Raw genomic sequence first — 18,451 nt, 5'->3', positions numbered from 1 at the left:
GTTTGCAGGAAAAATACAATTTTATGCCGAAATAGTCAGATTCTATCTACGCAATTGATTGCTCGTTTGATACAATGACATTAGTTAGTGTAAACGGGCGGTGGAAAAATGGTTACTGAAATATTAATAGAGGTTGCTAGAGCAATTGGACGATTATTTATGAATCCAATTTTTTATATAGCAATAATCATGGCTATCTATTTAGGCTATCGTCGAGTAAAAAGGGAAAGAAAGTTTTTCCATATTCGTATTTTATGGGGATGGTCTGAAGCGATAGGGTTATTGAAGGAAGGAATACTTATTTCCTTATGTATTTCCATTCTTTCAATCGGCTTTGGATTAACATTGCCAATTCAATTTTTATATGTTGCGACAATTATCAGCTTCATCGCACTTATTATTTACGTCTTTCATTTTCTTTCGCCGATTATACTATTCACATTAAGTTTTGTGACACTTTTCTTATTTAACCATTTTAATGTGTCCATCAACTTATTGGGAATAGAAATTAATGGTGTGAGTACGAATAAAGGCTTAGCCGTAACAGTGGCAGTACTAGCAGGATTATTACTGGTTGCAGAAGGAATGCTAATTCGTAAATACGGTGCTCAATATGCGTCGCCAATTGTGGAAAGCTCTAAAAGAGGATTGAAAGCTGTAGCCTTTTTAAGTAAGAAAATTTGGGTGCTGCCGATCTTTTTTGTCATTCCAGGGAATGTAATCGATGCTTATTTCCCATGGTGGCCACAAATTTCTTTGGATTCTGTACAGTTTTCTCTTGTTCTATTTCCAATGATTATAGGTTTCCAACAGATGAGTCGACATACTTTACCGGTTTATTTATATCCGAAAATCGGTCGTGCCGTTATTATTTTAGGGGAATTAGTCATCATTGGTGGACTTGTTGCTTATTTTGTTCCATTTGTAGGATATGTGATGCTAATCACCGGTCTAGTTGCACGAATATGCATTGCTATTCGTTTTGTAGCGCGTGAACAGAAGGATGTTTATGCAGTATCCGCGAAATCAAGTGGTGTCATGATTGCAGGTGTATTGCCTAATTCGCCGGCAGAAAAGATGGGGCTGGATGTCGGGGAAATTATACGAAAAGTGAATGGTGTAGAGGTTCATAGTGAACGGGAGTTGTATGAAGCATTGCAAATTAATGCTGCGCATTGTCGCTTGGAAGTCCTGAACCATCAAAATGAAGTTCGGTTAACCCAACATGTTGTCTATCACGGTGATCACCATCGTATTGGGCTGTTAGTGGCAGAATAGTAATAACTATATCGATTGAATAAAAAGAGCGAGGACTATAAAACGTCTTCGCTCTTTTAGATTTTGTGATGATTATTGAAGTGCTTTAATTGAAATATGCCTATTGTACAAGAATAAGTCACCTAAATGATTAACCTCAAAATCGCCATCGTAACTACTCCGACGATAACAGTTTTGGACAAGCTTTTTGTCCAGATGGCTACGATTAGAGTAGGAACAAAAGCTGCTAAGTTTAGCCAATCAAAGGTCACGAAATTTCCTTCTGCGTGAAAAAGTGATTCTAACACAAGAGCACTCAGAATACAGACAGGTATGTAAGCTAACCAACGCAGCACGACGTCCGGTAATTGTATGTTTCGAACTAACATAAAAGGGGTGACTCGTGGAATCCAAGTGACAAGAGCACAACCGAGCATCAATAATAACATTTCTAATGATATACTCATTTTTCTGTTGCCACCCCAATCGTAGCAACAATCATTGTTGCAATTAGTACTGCTAAGTGCCCCGGCAAGAAATATAAAAAAGCATACAGAAGGATAGCCATCAATGCGATTAACTTTAAGTAGTGCATGAGTTTGCTTTTCCCGACACTACTTAAGTTCAGCACTAGCAATGCACTAAACATAGCGAGAAGGGCAAAGTCTAATCCCCAGTCTTCTGCATTTGGCAACCATTTGCCAATTATTCCTCCAACCGTACATGATGCAATCCACGCAAGGTAAGCAGTTAGGTTCAAACCGTCCATCCAATTGCCGCCTAGATGTTTATCCTTCATCACCTTTGTAACAGCGACACCAAATGTTTCATCGGTTAATAATGTACCAAAACCAATATTACGCAGCGGTGAATATCGTGTTAAATGAGGAGCGACCGTAAGAGACATTAGAAAATGACGTAAATTCACGACAAAAGTTGTAATAATAATGACCGAAAATGGTGCACCTGCTACATATAAACCGCAAAAAATAAATTGTGCAGATCCGGCATAGACAAGTACGGATAAGAGAAAAATCTCAAGCACTGAAAGGTTTGAAGTGATACCAATCACACCGAAAGCTATGCCGATGCTAATATAGCCTAATAGGGTTGGAATACAATCTTTAATTCCTTGTGAGAATGAATCGGTTGTCATCGTTGACTCGTTTAAATTTAAGTGGGTACTCAATTTCGTTTATTCCTTTCTAGAAAAAATTCAGTCTTGTTATTTACTAAAATAGTAACATTAATAAAGACTTCCATGTAAAGTAAATCTGTATTTCAAGAAAATAGGAACTAAATACAACTTATACCGTTATTTATGTCAGATTAGTGATATTACTTTAAAAATCCATTCTACTATATTAAAATCATATAAAAAATATTGGTAGATTTCATTTGAAGACCGTTTTTTTTGGGAATAGAAAGATAAAAAGAGTAGCAATAATATCGAATTAACGGTTTAATTTTGGATAATCTTGCAAAAGATAGTAACAATAAATTTTCCCGAGGTATGCGATGGTTTCAGACAAGGAGCAGGCTTTATAAAGCTGATAAGTATATGCAATCATTAGTCCATAATAGCTGGAGGTGGAACATGTGAACGATTTTTTTACAGTAGAAAATATTGAAAATTTAGCAGCACATTATCGGACACTTGGACCGCTAATTGGTATTTTGCTTCCATTCATTGAGGCCTTTCTTCCATTCCTTCCATTAGTAGTGATTGTTGTTGCTAATGCAAGCTCCTATGGGTTATGGATAGGGTTTTTGCTGTCATGGATAGGAACCGTACTTGGCTCCTATGTTGTTTTCTTACTTGTCCGGAGATTTGGCAGACATCCACGGCTTCAAGTTTTTATAGGGAAGGAAAAGGTGCAAAAACTGATCAAATGGGTTGATATGAGAGGGTTAAGCCCGTTGTTCATCCTACTTTGTTTTCCTTTCACACCATCGGTCCTTGTGAATATCGTAGCGGGTCTTTCTAATATCAAGAAAAAGTATTATTTGATTGCTATTATGGCAGGTAAATTCGTCATGATTGCGAGTATGAGCGTACTTGGCTATGACTTAAAGGCGCTCTTAACAGACCCCATTAAATTAATTTTTGCAGGTGTGGGGATTTTCCTATTATGGGTTGTTGGTAAGGCAATCGAAAAACATTTAAATAAAAAAGTTGAGAAAGACTTAAGAGCAGAAGCGGATAAAAAAAAGATGAAAATGTCTGTTAAGAAGGAGCGATTACTATGATCGCTCTTTTTTAATTCAAAAAACGATAGTTATGATAAAAAAGTTATTATAATAGATAGATAACGTTCATTTTTATACAATTACTAATAGATTTTAAAGTAGTGGATAGTAATGAAACGAACGTATATTCTGTTATAATAGATGTAATAATTCCAAGGAAAGAAGGGAACGTCATGTCGTTACGAGTCATAAGTGGACGAGCCGGTACAGGAAAGTCTACTTTAATACACCAGGAAATCGTAAAAGAATTAAAGGAACGACCTTTAGGCTCCCAGATTTACTTAATCGTTCCGGACCAAATGTCGTACCAGGCAGAATATGTACTCACTAATCAATATGACATAGAAGGAATTATTCGAGCTCAGGTTATGACGTTTAAGCGCTTAGCGTGGTATATCTTACAGGAAACAGGTGGAATAGCGAAGGAACAAATCGATAAAATTGGTTATCGAATGCTCATTCGTCGTTTGCTTGCAGAAAATAAAGAGCAATTTTCATTATTCCGTCAAGCGGCGGATAAACGTGGATTTACAAAGGAAATTGAGCTGCTTATAAAAGAGTTTAGCCAATATAACATTGACAGTGAGACTTTAAATGAAGCAATCAGCAAATTAGAAGATACATCAGCTCCCAATACGTTAATCGCTAAAGCAAAAGATTTACAGTTGATTTTAACAAAATTAGAAGAAGTACTAGGGGATGGATTTGTTGATAGTGAAGGGTACTATCCAGTCCTGCTTGAACAACTCCAAAACTCACAAAATATAAGAGAAGCACATATTTATATTGATGGTTTTACAGCCTTCACAGTAAGAGAGTTTGAAATTGTTAAACAGTTGATGTCGTTAGCTAAAAGAGTGACAGTCATTCTGCCTTTTGAGGATCCTAACGACAAGTATGATGACCAAGCTGTATTTTATCGACCGGCTGTTATGTACGATAAATTACTTCAGGAAGCATATAAATTTCAAATTGAAGTTGAACCTCTTATTCATTTAGAAAATAATTATCGTTTTCATAATCATGATTTACAGCATGTTGAAGAGCAATTTCATAAAGCAGTTGCAGCACCAATTCAAGCGGATGGCTATGTGCAGATAATTGAAGGTGCGAACCGACGAGCAGAGATACATGCAATTGCCCGGGAAATATGTCGAATTGTAAAAGATGAAGGAATGCGATACCGGGATATCGGGATTATGTATCGGCAATCGGATATATACGATCCATTAATTCAAACCATTTTTGCTCAATATGATATCCCTACTTTTACAAATGAAAAAAAGACAATGCTGCATCATCCATTAATTGAATTTAGTCGATCAATTTTGGAAGTGGTGACGTCAAATTGGCAGTACGAGCCAGTTTTTAGAAGCGTAAAAACGGATTTGTTCTTTCCGTTAAAAAGTGATTTGAAAGCAATGCGAGAAAAGGCTGACCTCTTTGAAAACTTTATTATCGCGCAGGGAATTTATGGTTATCGGTGGTTTGAGGATTCCAGATGGTTTTACAAAAAATATCGTGGTTTAGAATTTTACTCTAAAAAACAAACCGATGAAGAAATTGAAATGCAAAAACTAATAGATGAAATGAGAGAAATCATCAAGGCGCCCTTGGAAAGACTTCAAGAAAAATTAAAGAAGGCACAAACTGGTCGAGAAATCGCTACGGCACTCTATAGCTGCATAGATGAGTTGAAAGTTTACGAGAAATTGCAGGAATTAAAAAGTACTGAATTACAAGAGCAAGACCTGCATGGCGCCAGTGAACATGACCAAGCTTGGAATCGTTGGATCAATGTTTTAGAACAATTTGCCCTTCTGTTTGGTGATCAAAAACTGACACTTGAGGAAGCCGCACAAATATTGGATGAAGGTTTTGATACGCTACATTTTTCTAAAATTCCACCTTCAGTAGACGAAGTAACGGTTTCAACAGTTGAATTTTCCCGATTTGATAACAAAAAGACCGTGTTTGTCATTGGCGTAAATGATGGTGTGTATCCGATGCGTATGGATTATGAAGGATTAATAACTGATGTAGAAAGAGGTTGGTTTGCAGAAATAGATACCGAGTTATCACCTACTTCCAAACATCGTCTTTTACAAGAATCTTTATTAATTTATCGTGCTTTTTCTTCTCCAACTGACAGATTATATGTCACTTATTCTAGTTCAGATGAAGAAAGTAAAGCTTTACTGCCTTCTCTCTATATTAATCGTTTGCATAAGCTGTTCGAGGTGGATGGAGTCAAAACATGTCCACATACCCGAGTACTGAATGATCCGATTGAAGAACTAGATTCAAGTAAAGCACTTTCTTACATGCAGCATCCTAGAACTTCATTAGCCTATTTAATGATGCAATTACGACAGGCGGAGTATTCCCAGCAGTTAGCACCAGAATGGATGGCGTTAAAGGCATTTTATGAACAAGATCATGAGTGGAAGTATGCCCTGCAAGCTGTCATGAGACCACTGGTAAAGAAAAATGTTGCAGAAAAACTAACAGCTGAAGTAACCGAAAGCTTATACGGAACCGAGTTAACTTCGAGTGTGTCTCGCGTCGAAAAGTTTTATCGCTGTCCTTTTTCACATTTTTCGACCTATGGCTTGAGATTAGAAGAAAGGGCAGTTTACCGACTTGAAAACTTTGCAATGGGTGATTTATTCCATGAGGCATTGAAATGGATCACGCTTGAAACAGAACGTTTAAATTTACAGTGGAATAAATTATCGAAAGTGCAATGCAGCCAGCTTGCTCGACAAGCAGTTGAACATATCGTACCCGTTTTTTCACATCAAATTTTATTAAGTAGTGCTCGCTATCGTTATATACAACGAAAATTAATGAGAATTGTAGAAAGAACGATGATGGCACTATCCCAGCATGCTAAAAATTCCTTCTTTAAGCCGGTTGCGATTGAAGCGGCATTTGGTCCTAATGAAAAACTGCCACCATTAGAAATTGATTTGTCGGGCGGAAAAAAAATGCGCATTCAAGGTCGTATCGATCGAATTGATCGTGCGAAAATTGGAGATAAATCTTATCTGCGTGTCATTGACTATAAATCTTCTAGTCGTGACCTGGATTTAAATGAGGTCTATCATGGGATTTCACTACAGCTATTAACGTATTTAGATGTCGCCGTTGAAAATTCGGATGTTTGGTTTGATGGAGATGTGGATCCAGCGGGCGTATTGTATGTGCATGTCCATAATCCCATCTTGAAAATGGAGCAAGAAGTAGATGAGGTAACACTTGAGTTGGAACGTTTAAGGAAGTATCGCATGAAGGGGCTTCTATCCGAAAATACGGAATCGTTAATTGCAATGGACGAGGAGTTGGAGATTGACGGAAAGTCAAAAATTGTTCCAGTACAAATAAATAAAGATGGCACTGCATCCACTCATTTTTCCAGCATTGTACAACCTAGTGAAATGGGCCAGATTAAACAATACGTTCGACATAAACATAAAGTAGCGGGAGAGGGTATTTTAAGCGGTGAAACGGGGATTCAGCCATATCGTTTAAAAGGACGTACAGCCTGTGACTTCTGTAGTTTTAAATCAGTATGTCAATTTGACACAACCGACCAGGAGCAATTCTACCATCAACTACAGGCAGACAAACCGATTAACATTGTTTCAAAAATAAGAGAGGAGATGAAGAACAATGGGGCTGATAATTCCTGAAAAACGACCTGATGTTACCTGGACAGATGAACAATGGAAGGCGATCTGGGCTACTGGACAAGACACGCTTGTTTCGGCAGCCGCTGGTTCAGGTAAAACAGCAGTACTAATAAACCGAATGATCGAAAAGGTCATTTCGAGTGAAAATCCCATAGATGTTGATGAACTTCTTGTTGTAACCTTTACAAATGCTTCGGCAGCCGAGATGCGGCATCGTATGGCAGAAGCATTGGAAAAAGAGATTGCCAAGGATCCTGGTAATCAGCATTTACGACGCCAGCTAAGCTTAGTGAACAAAGCTCAAATTTCTACCCTGCACTCCTTTTGTTTAGCCATTGTTCGCCAATATGCCTATCTTATTGAAATCGACCCTGGTTTTAGAATTGCCAATGATGGCGAATCTGCTTTATTGCGTGATGATGTTTTAGCAGAGGTGCTGGAAGAGGCCTATGACCAAAAGGATGAAGAGAAAGTAAATGCAGTTTATCGTTTAGTCGATAGCTTTACATCAGATCGCGATGACCAAGCAATCGAAACATTAATTGATAAATTGTATGACACGTCAAGGGTACATCCAGAACCAACAAGATGGTTACAATCCTTACCTAATCAATATGATTTACCTGAAAATATTACAATTGATGAGCTAGACTTCATAGAACCATTAAAAAATTCAATTAAGTTTAGTCTGGAAGAAGCTCTTGCACATATCGAAGAAGTCCGTCAGTATTCTTTGAAGCCAGATGGTCCATATAACTATGGAGAAACGGCTCGACTTGATAGTGAATTAATTGAGGAAGCAAGACGAATACTTTCGCATGGAACTTGGCAGCAAGCATATGACTTCTTTGCCAAATTAAAATGGTCTACATTAGCAAGAATGCCAAAGGATAGCTGTGACCCGGAACTTCAAAAAAAGGCGAAGAAGAAAAGAGACCAAGCCAAAGACGTAGTGAAACAACTTAAAGAATCTTTCTTCTTGCGTAAACCGGAACGCCTGCTACAAGAGATTCGATTGATGGCACCGATTATTGAGACATTAGTCGAATTAACGGAAAGCTTTAGTGAGAAGTTTAAAGCCGCAAAGCTTCAAAGAGGGCTTGTGGACTTTTCGGATTTAGAACATTACGCTCTTGAAATATTAACAGTCGAAGAGAATGGAGAATTACATCCATCACCTGTCGCATTAGATTTTAAAGAAAAATTTAAAGAAGTATTGGTCGATGAATACCAAGATACAAATATGCTGCAAGAAACGATACTACAGCTCGTCAAAAGTGGCAGCGAAATTGATGGGAACTTATTTATGGTGGGCGATGTAAAACAGTCCATCTATCGGTTCCGACTTGCTGAACCAATGCTCTTTTTAAATAAATACAATCAGTTTGACGAAGACCCCATTTCAAATGGCTTGAAAATTGACTTGAATGCAAACTTTCGTAGCCGAAAAGAAGTACTCCATGCGACGAACTTTGTCTTCGAACAAATAATGGGCGAGACGGTAGGGGAAATCCACTATGATGAAAAAGCGGGACTAAAACCAGGTGCTCCTTATAATGATGTAGATATGCCGATTGAATTAGCCATTCTTTATGAAGAAACAGAAGATTCTATACAAACTGAAGAAGCAGAAATGGAAGCGTCAATAGACGAAGAAATCAAAAAATCGCAAGCAGAAGCACGTTTTATTATTAAACGAATTCGTGAACTTATTGACAGTGGGGCCACCGTTTATGATGCCAAACAAAAGGATCCGACAAAACGCATCCGACCAATGCAATATAGCGATATTGTTATTTTAATGCGTTCTATGACTTGGTCGAATGATTTGGTTGAAGAGTTTAAGTCTGCCGGTATTCCTTTATATGCAGAATCTTCAAAAGGGTATTTTGAAGCATTAGAAGTCATGGTTATGTTAAATGTGTTAAAGATTGTCGATAATCCTTACCAGGACATTCCATTAGCTTCTGTTTTAAGAGCGCCATTTATTGGCTGTACAGAAAATGAATTGGCAAAAATACGCCTTGTTAACCGAAAGGCACCGTACTATGATGCAGTAAAACAATTTGTTGAAGAAGAACAGTCAGGTCTTAATATTGACACAGCGGTAAAATTACAGAAGTTTTTAAACCAACTAGATTCCTGGAGAAATTTAGCGCGGAGAGGTTCTTTATCCGACTTGATATGGAAAATCTATATCGACACGAATTACTATGAAATGGTTGGTGCTATGACGAACGGAAAACAACGTCAAGCAAACTTAAGAACCTTGCATGACCGTGCCTTAATGTATGAGAAAACATCCTTCCGTGGTTTGTTCCGATTTTTACGATTTATCGATCGTATGCGGTCTCGTGGAGATGATCTAGGTGTTGCCAAGTCCATAGGGGAAAAGGATGACGTAGTACGACTCGTAACAATTCATTCATCTAAAGGGCTTGAGTTTCCAGTTGTATTTGCTGCTGGATTGGGCCGCAATTTTAACCAAATGGATTTTACCAATCCATACCTCTTTGACCAACAATTTGGACTGGCTGTAAAGGCAATTGACCCTGATGATCGAATCATGTATACATCACTGCCGTTTTTAGCAATGAAAGAAAAGAAAATTCTCGAATTAAAGGCTGAAGAAATGCGGATATTGTATGTGGCCATGACACGTGCAAAGGAAAAATTGATCCTGGTAGGTTCAGTGAAAGATTGGGAAAAAGTTCGTTCTAATTGGGTGGAAGTACAACCTCTTCCAACGGATGTTATGTTGCCGGAGTATATACGTGCGCGTGCTAAAAATTACTTGGACTGGATTGGACCAGCAGTAGCAAGGCATGAGTCCTTTAAATCATTCAGTGATGAGGAATACCGTGCGATTGACCATGAGACTAAATGGGTGATCACACCATTAGCGAACACGTCCTTTATGAATAGTTACTATTCGGAAGAGAACGTTGATTTGGCAGAACAGGCAGAACATAAGGTTGATGAAACATTGATCAGTAAATTAAAGAACCGATTTACTACACCTTATCCTTATAATAGCTCTGTAACAAAAAAATCTAAAACGAGTGTTTCTGAAATAAAACGGATAGAGACATTGCAGCGTGAGGAAGAACCTGAGACACATGTCATGCAATCCTCTTTGGTTTCAGCAAAGAAAAGACCTCTGTTTTTACAAGAAAAAAAATTATCTGCAACCGAGATTGGTACAGTAGTTCATACAGTGATGCAGCATGCACCTCAAGAAGGATTCTCTAATATAGAAGAAATTAAAGTCTACTTAAATTTGTTAGTCGAAAGAAAGTTGCTATCAGCAGATGAAATCCAAGTTGTTGACCCTGAAAAAGTAGTTCAATTCTTTTTAAGTAATATTGGACAGCGTTTTAGTCGTGCAAAACAATTGCATCGAGAGATACCTTTTACTTTAAGTATGAAAGATGAAGAGGGAGATTCCCAAATCGTTCAAGGGATCTTGGATTGTTTGTTTGAAGATGAGGATGGCAAATGGGTTTTGCTTGATTATAAAACAGATAGAATCTTACCTGCGTTTTCAGAAGAACCTTATTTAACGAATGAAATGAAGAAACGCTATGGTGTTCAATTAAGAATCTATAGTAAGGCGATCGAGTCAATTTTACAAGTGAAAGTCGATGAAAAAGTGTTGTATTTATACAATGCTGAAAAAGAAATTCGACTAGAATAACTTAAACGTTGCGGGGAGGAAAGGGTCGGCTCGATAATAAAAAATGTTCTTGAGTTGATGGGTGAGGCACCCTGACCTGTATGCGAGGGTTTAATCAATAGTCTGTGGCCTATTAATTTTTACAAAATTAATAGGCTTTTTATAAAACGAAGTTGGTTTATCATGTAAAATAACCTTAGGTAAGTTATTAATCTGTTATTCGAAAAGGAGAACCCATTGTGAATTTTCAACCCACGACTTTAAATGAGAGAGTCGATTCTCTTGATATTTTGCGCGGATTTAGTTTGCTAGGAATTTTACTGGTGAATATGTTCGCGTTCTATTTACCGATGCCTCATATTGATTTGGGTAATTGGTTCACCGAAGCCAAAGATATCATTTGGCATCAAACGTTGGACATTTATGTTCAAAGTAGTTTTTATCCTTTATTCTCCATGCTTTTTGGCTATGGGCTTGCAATGCAATATATGAAGGCTGAAAGAACAGGCATTAACTTTTATAAATTTGCTCCGAAAAGATTGGTGATACTCTTTATTCTTGGTATACTGCATGCCTTTTTCATTTGGTGGGGAGATATTTTAACGATGTACGCATTTTGCGCATTTTTCCTCATTTTATTTCTTCGCTTCGGTAGTGGCTGGCTGTTAACTTTTGGAGTAGTGATTAATGGAATCATGCAGCTATTTTTTATTGGTATTTTTGTATTATCAGGGATGTCAAATATGGAGGTTGAAGAACTGGCAGTTGACATTACAATGATTAATAATGCGGTCACTGCCTATGGAATCGGGAGCTGGACAGATGCTTTCCTTCAAAGGTTGGATGACTTGTCGGTTCAAATGGGGCTCAGTATGTGGATTACCTCGTTATTGACAATTTTACCGTATATGTTGATTGGTGCAGCCTTCGCAAAATGGCGTCTTATAGAAAGAGGGAAAGAACTAAAGGGTCTTTGGATAACATTGACGCTTATTTGTTTAGCTTTAGGACTTTTCATAAAAAGTGCGCCATTTACATTTACTCGTACTTACTTGCTGGACTATTTAAAAGTGTATGTAGGCGGTCCGATTCTATCAATCGGCTATATTGGTGTGATTGTTTGCCTTTGTATGATTCCGATAGTGCCAAAGCTTCTTAAACCACTGGCCAAGGCTGGCCGCATGTCCCTTACTCTTTATATCATGCAATCCATTATCTGTTCATTAGTATTTTATAACTTTGGATTAGGCTTATATGGAGAAGTAGATGTTCAAATGGGGACATTTATAGCTATTGGCATATTTGTCATCCAAGTCATTTTTGCAGAGCTTTGGTTTACTAAGTTTAAACAGGGGCCTTTAGAGCTTGCCGTTAAGAAATTAACTTATAGATAATTATATATAATGCTAAACTATTCTTTTAATAAGCTCAGTAGTACTCACAGAAAATTTGATAAAAATTTCTTATTTGAGATATGAGCATTTTCAGAAAATTTGATGTATGATGAAACTAATCTCGCATTCATTTAATAGATTTTAAGAATGTGAAGATAACAAAGGAAAAAAGAAGGAGCCTTTATTTATGAAGATTTTATCGTTCAAATTAAATGGAGAAGTGAAATTCGGTCCGAAAGTAAAAAAAGAAGAAGCGGTTTGGGATGTTCTAGCGATACAAGAGGAACTTAAAATTCTCCCTTCTTTTCCAACACAGATTATTGATGGAATTGCGTTAGGTTTTGACTTTGTTGAACAAATTCGTAAATTAGTTGAAGCTGCAGACAAATCAGAACAAGTTGCACAATTTAAGCATTCCTTTTCTGATATAGAATGGCTATCACCTATTCCTCGCACACCAAAAAATATTATATGCATTGGTAAAAACTATAATGAGCATGCAAAAGAAATGGGGGCAGAAGCAGCTCCTCAAGATCTTGTAGTGTTTACAAAGTCACCAACTTCAATTGCAGCAGATGAGCAAGTGCTGTCAATCCATGAAGGAAAAACGAATTCACTAGATTACGAGGGTGAATTAGCGATAGTAATCGGAAAAAAAGGAAAAGATATCCCAAAAAATCTTGCCTTTGATTATATTTTTGGCTACACAATCGCAAATGACCTGACTGCCCGTGATTTACAAGAGCGCCACAAACAATTTTTCTTAGGAAAAAGTTTAGATGGGACATGTCCACTAGGGCCATATATCGTTTCAAAAGATGAAATCACGGATCCTCAAAATTTAACAGTTGTGACTAAAGTCAATGGGGAAATTCGACAAAATGGTTCAACAGCGGATATGGTATTCCCTATTGAAGAATTAGTTTCCATTCTTTCAACATATGTAACACTTGAGCCTGGCGATGTGATTTTGACAGGTACGCCTGCTGGGGTTGGCAAAGGCATGAATCCGCCGACTTTCTTGAAATCTGGGGATGAAGTTAAGGTTTCAATTCAAGGAATTGGGACACTTTCGAATCGTTTTGAATAAACATAAACCATGAAATGTCTAGTAAAATGCCTTTTCCAATCTTAAAAATTAGTAAATAATTGTACAATAAAGTAAATAAAGACTTTAACAATTGAACACTCAAACATCCCTATGGTAGGATATTGCTGACAAAGAAAAATAAGGTGGGAATATAATGGACTTATTAACAGGCTCAACACATCTACACATTACCACTTGGGTAGTTGCATTAATACTATTTTTCGTGGCAGCCTTTGCATCAAAATCCAAAGGGATTCACATGGTATTGCGTTTGTTCTATATTTTAGTCATTATTACTGGTGGCGCATTATTTATCGAGGCAATGGATTATGGACAAGGCATGCTATATGGCATTAAATTCATTTTAGGTATTATCGTAATCGGTATGATGGAAATGGTATTAGTACGACAAGCTAAAAACAAATCAACTACAATGTTCTGGGTACTATTTGCAATTTCCTTATTCGCCGTATTATTTATGGGCTTCAAATTACAAATGGGTTTCAATTTCCTAGCTTAATCAAAAAGCAATTAATCGCAAAGTACTTGGTGCTTTGCGATTTTTTATTGAACTTTTTTTCTCTTCACAAGTAAGGTGAAAGACAGTTTTACGTGCGATGCAGTGGAAAATGTCTTTCATAAGGAAGATGAAAGACATTTTAGTGAGTGAACCAGTCGAAAGTGTCTTTCATAAGGAAGATGAAGGACATGATTATGAGTGAACCAGTGGAAAATGTCTTTCATAAGGAAGATGAAGGACATTTCTGTGAGTGAACCGGTGGAAAGTGTCTTTCATAAGGAAGATGAAGGACATTTTTATGAGTGAAGCAATCGAAAGTGTCTTTCAAAAGGAAGATGAAGAACATTATTAGGAGTGAACCAGTCGAAAGTGTCTTTCATAAGGAAGATGAAGGACATTTTAGTGTGTGAACAATTGGAAAGTGTCTTTCATAAGGAAGATGAAGGACATTTAGTGAGTGAACCAGTCAAAAGTGTCTATCATTCGAAAAACTCAGATAAGTTGACTTTGTTCCACCTGAATTCCTCCATACATTTAGGATACAAAACAGCTCACGATTACTAACAACGATAAATTTTATTACACAGGATAGATTAATATTAAAAATAGAAGGGGAAATTAAGTATTATACATATTGTCACGTTTCTGTCGCATTTAGCAATGTAAATAGCTATTTTCCTAGCAAAAGATAGCAGAGTCTCTTTTTTTTTTGGTAAAATGGCGATGGTATGTTTTTAACTTCATTCAATTATAAGTACTTTCTTTTAATGAATAGAGTTACAGCCCGGACCAATACAGGTACAAAGTAGGCCAGGGCACATTTGATAGGAGAGATAATTTTGAAACTTACAAAATGGATTAGCGCCACAGTAGCGTCAGCTTTAGTTGCTGCATCATTTTCTTTAACAACCGTTGTAAATGCACAAGAAACAAGAACGATTGCAGATGAAACAATATATGATTTATTAGTAGACCGTTATTTTAACGCGACTGCAGAAAACGATTACAATGCAGATCCAAAAGACAACACTCAATTTGCCGGTGGGGACTTTAGAGGGTTAATTGATAAATTCTCACTAATAACAGATTTAGGATATAGTATTGTCTCAATAGGATCTATTTTCAAAACCGAAAAATATGACGGATCCATGGTAACAAGTTACGATGAAATTGAACCGCATTTTGGTACAGCTAAAGAACTGGAAGCCGTTATTGATACGTATAGTCAAAGTAACGTCAAAGTAATGATCGACTTCCCATTGACCAATGTAAGTGAAAATCATGAATGGGCACAAGATCCAGCAAAAGCGGAGTGGCTGGCAAGTAGTTCAGAAGGCAAAGTACAGTGGGATTTGCAAAATGAGGAAGTACAGCAAGCTTTACTTGATGCTGTAGTAGAATTTGCTTCCGCTTATAAATTTGGCGGCGTTCGATTAACAAACCTAGATAATGCTGATACTGAATTTTTAAATGAAATAATAGCTGCCATTAAAGCTGTTAACGAGAATCTTTATGTCATTACAAACGAAGAAAGCGATGCCAATTTTGATGCGAACTATTCTTCGGAAACTACTGAAGCTTTCCGAAATGTCTACAAGAATGTAGACCAAGATTCATCCAATCTTTTAACTAATATCGAAGCTTACGCAAAAGGGGAGCAAACCCCTACTCAACTTATGCTAGATAATCTATTAACAGACCGTTTTACATTAACGAATGAAGCCTATCCTCCAACTAGAACAAGACTTGGGATTGTTGCGACACTACTTTTGCCAGGCGTTCCAGTAACTCAATACGGTACAGAACTGGTTATGAATGGTGAAGCAGGACCGGAAGCGCATCAGCTTTACAATTTCAAAACAGACGAAGAAATGACTGACTTTATTGGAGATGTTCAAACATTACGCTCGCAATCTGAAACTTTAAGAAACGGTGAATTTAAGTTGCTTAAAAATGAAGATGGCTATTTAGCATTTGAACGTTTCTCAGAAGAGGAAAGATGGATTGTTGTAATCAATAATACTGGTAAAACAACAAGAATTGATATATCAGAAGAAGAAATTGGTACTGGCAAAGAGCTTCTCGCATTATTGGACAGCGATACGATCCGAGTAAATAAGGATGGAAATTATCCAATTATCCTTGACCGGGAAATTGTTGAGATTTTCCAAGTGAAGGATGAAAAAGGAATTAATAAAGGCTATTTAGCAGCATTAGCTGTTGTCTATATATTATTTATTAGTTTTGTTATAGCCATCATTAAACGGGGTAAAAGATTAAGAACTGAACAATAATAGAGTATGAAAGGCAAAATTACTTCAGTAATTTTGCCTTTTTTCATTTCAAAAAATTAATATATTGATAAAATTTTATGTGAATTTTAGGGAGATAATGTGCTTTTCCTAGCAGGTTTGAATCAATTTTTAGTTATTTCTGAAAAATAAAACTAAAATTTATTGACTTCAATTGTTACAGGAATATATAATTTATTGCAAGAATACAAAAAAATTGATAATTTAAGAAATTCTTAATAATTTGAAGATATTGCATACTATAAAAATTTGTAAAATTCAAATTAATAGTATTCACCATGATTACTAGAAAGGAGAGTTAATTTGAAAGATAATGAACTTTTAAAGATTAATAACTTACATACTGGATTTCGGATTAAGGATACATTTTATGATGCCGTAGATGGCGTCTCATTAACAGTAAAGAAAAATGAAATACTTGCAATCGTAGGTGAATCAGGATGTGGTAAAAGTACACTTGCAACATCCATTATGGGTCTATATGACCAGAATAAAACTCGCGTACAAGGCGAAATCATGTTTGATAATAAAAACTTGGCAGCTCTTTCAGAAGAGGAAATGAATGATATTCGTGGTTTTCAAATTAGTATGATCTTCCAAGATCCGCTTTCGGCATTAAATCCCCTAATGCGTATCGGAGAGCAAATTGAAGAGGGTCTAGTCTATCATACGACCTTAAACAAGACTGAACGAGATAGCAGAGTTCTAGAATTATTGCAGCAAGTAGGGATTCGCAATCCAGAACGTGTTGCAAGACAGTTCCCCCATCAGTTATCTGGTGGAATGAGACAAAGGGTCATCATTGCAATCGCAATTGCTTGTAAGCCTCAAATCATTATTGCGGATGAGCCTACTACAGCACTGGACGTTACGATTCAAGCACAAATTCTGGACTTATTGATTGAATTACAAGCAGAAACAGAAGCGGGAATTATATTAATTACGCATGATTTGGGTGTTGTTGCTGAAGTTGCAGACCGTGTGGCGGTTATGTATGCAGGTGAAATCATTGAAGAAGCAGCTGTAGAGGAATTGTTTGCAAATCCTAAACACCCGTATACTCGTTCTTTGTTCAACTCAATACCTCAGATGAATTCACAGTCTGATCGATTAAATGTAATAGAAGGAATTGTTCCTTCATTAATGAATCTTCCGCGCTCTGGCTGTCGGTTCTCTTCCCGTATTCCTTGGATATCTGGAGAAGTTCATGAGGAAAATCCAGCACTTCATGAAATTTCACCAGGACATTTTGTTCGTTGCACATGTTGGAAAGAGTTTCATTTTAAAACGGATAAAGGGGGCGGGACACATGAGCTTTATGCAAATAAATGATTTAAAAGTTCACTATCCTGTTCGCGGCGGTTTCTTCAATACTGTTATTGATCAAGTACTTGCAGTTGATGGTATTACGATGGAGTTTGAAAGAGGAAAAGCATATGGATTAGTTGGCGAATCAGGCTGTGGTAAATCCACAACCGGAAAAGCATTGATTGGTCTGGAAAAGATTACGAACGGAAATATCATTTACGAAGGTGAAAACGTAACGAATAAAAGAAGAAATCGAAAATCTTCATTTAACCGTGATGTTCAAATGATTTTCCAAGATGCACATTCAAGCTTAAATCCTCGTAAACGTGTAAAGGACATTATTGCAGAACCAATTCGCAATTTCTTAAACCTTACGCCAAAAGAGGAAGAGCGAAAAATTAGTGAATTATTGGAAATCGTTGGGATGCCGGAAGATGCAAAGCTTAAATATCCACATGAATTTTCTGGAGGTCAAAAGCAACGACTTGGGATTGCTCGTGCGATCGCAACAAATCCAAAACTAATCATTGCAGACGAACCAGTTTCAGCACTTGACCTATCTGTACAAGCACAAGTATTGAACTTCATGAAGGATATCCAAAATGAATTTGGCTTGAGCTATTTATTTATATCCCACGATTTAGGTGTTGTTAAACATATGTGCGATCATATTTCCATAATGTATAAAGGTAGATTTGTAGAAACGGGTACAAAAGATGATATTTATGCAAACCCTCAGCATATATACACAAAACGTCTACTTTCCGCAATACCGGAAGTATCTCCGGCGGGAAGAGAAAATCGAAAACGTGAAAGAATCCGTGTAGAACAAAATTATCAAGCAGAGCATAAAAACTATTTTGATGAAAATGAACGTGTATTTGATTTAATGCAAGTCTCAAACACTCATTATGTTGCAGCTACTTCACAAGTGAAGGGGGTCTTGTAG

Annotated in this window: 12 protein-coding genes; 10 read left to right on the top strand and 2 right to left on the bottom strand. The window is 36.9% G+C overall.

All coding sequences use genetic code 11. The features are described from left to right. Positions 1-108: 108 nt before the first annotated feature. The gene (locus ACFQU5_RS06715) at positions 109-1,278 is read left to right on the top strand and encodes a PDZ domain-containing protein (RefSeq protein ID WP_390286008.1); all 1,170 of its coding nucleotides are present in this window, start codon (positions 109-111) and stop codon (positions 1,276-1,278) included. A 122-nt stretch (positions 1,279-1,400) separates the two neighbouring features. On the opposite strand, the gene ACFQU5_RS06710 is transcribed toward ACFQU5_RS06715, so the two are convergent. Continuing rightward, positions 1,401-1,724 carry an AzlD domain-containing protein gene (locus ACFQU5_RS06710; RefSeq protein ID WP_390286006.1) on the bottom strand — a complete coding sequence of 108 codons (324 nt, stop codon included), beginning with the start codon at positions 1,722-1,724 and terminating at the stop codon, positions 1,401-1,403. Then, the gene (locus tag ACFQU5_RS06705) at positions 1,721-2,413 is read right to left on the bottom strand and encodes an AzlC family ABC transporter permease (protein WP_390286548.1); all 693 of its coding nucleotides are present in this window, start codon (positions 2,411-2,413) and stop codon (positions 1,721-1,723) included. Before ACFQU5_RS06705 ends, ACFQU5_RS06710 begins: the two co-directional genes overlap by 4 nt. Before the next feature lie 443 nt (positions 2,414-2,856). Here ACFQU5_RS06705 and ACFQU5_RS06700 point away from each other — a divergent pair, with 443 nt between their 5' ends. The 9 genes from ACFQU5_RS06700 to ACFQU5_RS06660 all read left to right on the top strand — a co-directional run bounded on the left by ACFQU5_RS06700 (position 2,857) and on the right by ACFQU5_RS06660 (position 18,451). Further along, positions 2,857-3,507, top strand: coding sequence for a TVP38/TMEM64 family protein (locus ACFQU5_RS06700; RefSeq protein ID WP_390286004.1), 651 nt, complete (start codon positions 2,857-2,859; stop codon positions 3,505-3,507). A gap of 173 nt (positions 3,508-3,680) precedes the next feature. Next, positions 3,681-7,202, top strand: a complete 3,522-nt coding sequence (gene addB / locus ACFQU5_RS06695; protein ID WP_390286002.1) for a helicase-exonuclease AddAB subunit AddB — start codon at positions 3,681-3,683, stop codon at positions 7,200-7,202. Further along, on the top strand, positions 7,183-10,899 hold the full coding sequence (addA, locus tag ACFQU5_RS06690) for a helicase-exonuclease AddAB subunit AddA (protein WP_390285999.1): 3,717 nt from the start codon (positions 7,183-7,185) through the stop codon (positions 10,897-10,899). The genes addB and addA overlap by 20 nt, the downstream gene beginning before the upstream one ends. Positions 10,900-11,117: 218 nt before the next feature. After that, entirely contained in the window at positions 11,118-12,272 is a 1,155-nt protein-coding gene (locus ACFQU5_RS06685; protein ID WP_390285997.1) for a DUF418 domain-containing protein, read from the top strand. Between the two features lie 187 nt (positions 12,273-12,459). Beyond that, positions 12,460-13,362, top strand: coding sequence for a fumarylacetoacetate hydrolase family protein (locus ACFQU5_RS06680; protein WP_390285995.1), 903 nt, complete (start codon positions 12,460-12,462; stop codon positions 13,360-13,362). Positions 13,363-13,516: 154 nt separating this feature from the next. Next, the gene (locus ACFQU5_RS06675; RefSeq protein WP_390285993.1) at positions 13,517-13,882 is read left to right on the top strand and encodes a YisL family protein; all 366 of its coding nucleotides are present in this window, start codon (positions 13,517-13,519) and stop codon (positions 13,880-13,882) included. An 839-nt stretch (positions 13,883-14,721) separates the two neighbouring features. Next, positions 14,722-16,176, top strand: coding sequence for an alpha-amylase family glycosyl hydrolase (locus tag ACFQU5_RS06670; protein WP_390285991.1), 1,455 nt, complete (start codon positions 14,722-14,724; stop codon positions 16,174-16,176). A gap of 321 nt (positions 16,177-16,497) precedes the next feature. Next, complete coding sequence (locus ACFQU5_RS06665) at positions 16,498-17,526, top strand: ABC transporter ATP-binding protein (RefSeq protein WP_390285989.1); 1,029 nt, start codon at positions 16,498-16,500, stop codon at positions 17,524-17,526. Next, complete coding sequence (locus ACFQU5_RS06660; protein ID WP_390285987.1) at positions 17,504-18,451, top strand: ATP-binding cassette domain-containing protein; 948 nt, start codon at positions 17,504-17,506, stop codon at positions 18,449-18,451. Before ACFQU5_RS06665 ends, ACFQU5_RS06660 begins: the two co-directional genes overlap by 23 nt.

Source organism: Ureibacillus sp. GCM10028918 (assembly GCF_042666115.1).
Classification (GTDB): Bacteria; Bacillota; Bacilli; order Bacillales_A; family Planococcaceae; genus Ureibacillus.
The sequence above is the reverse complement of the archived record's forward strand: the minus strand, read 5'-3'. Positions and strand labels throughout refer to the sequence as shown.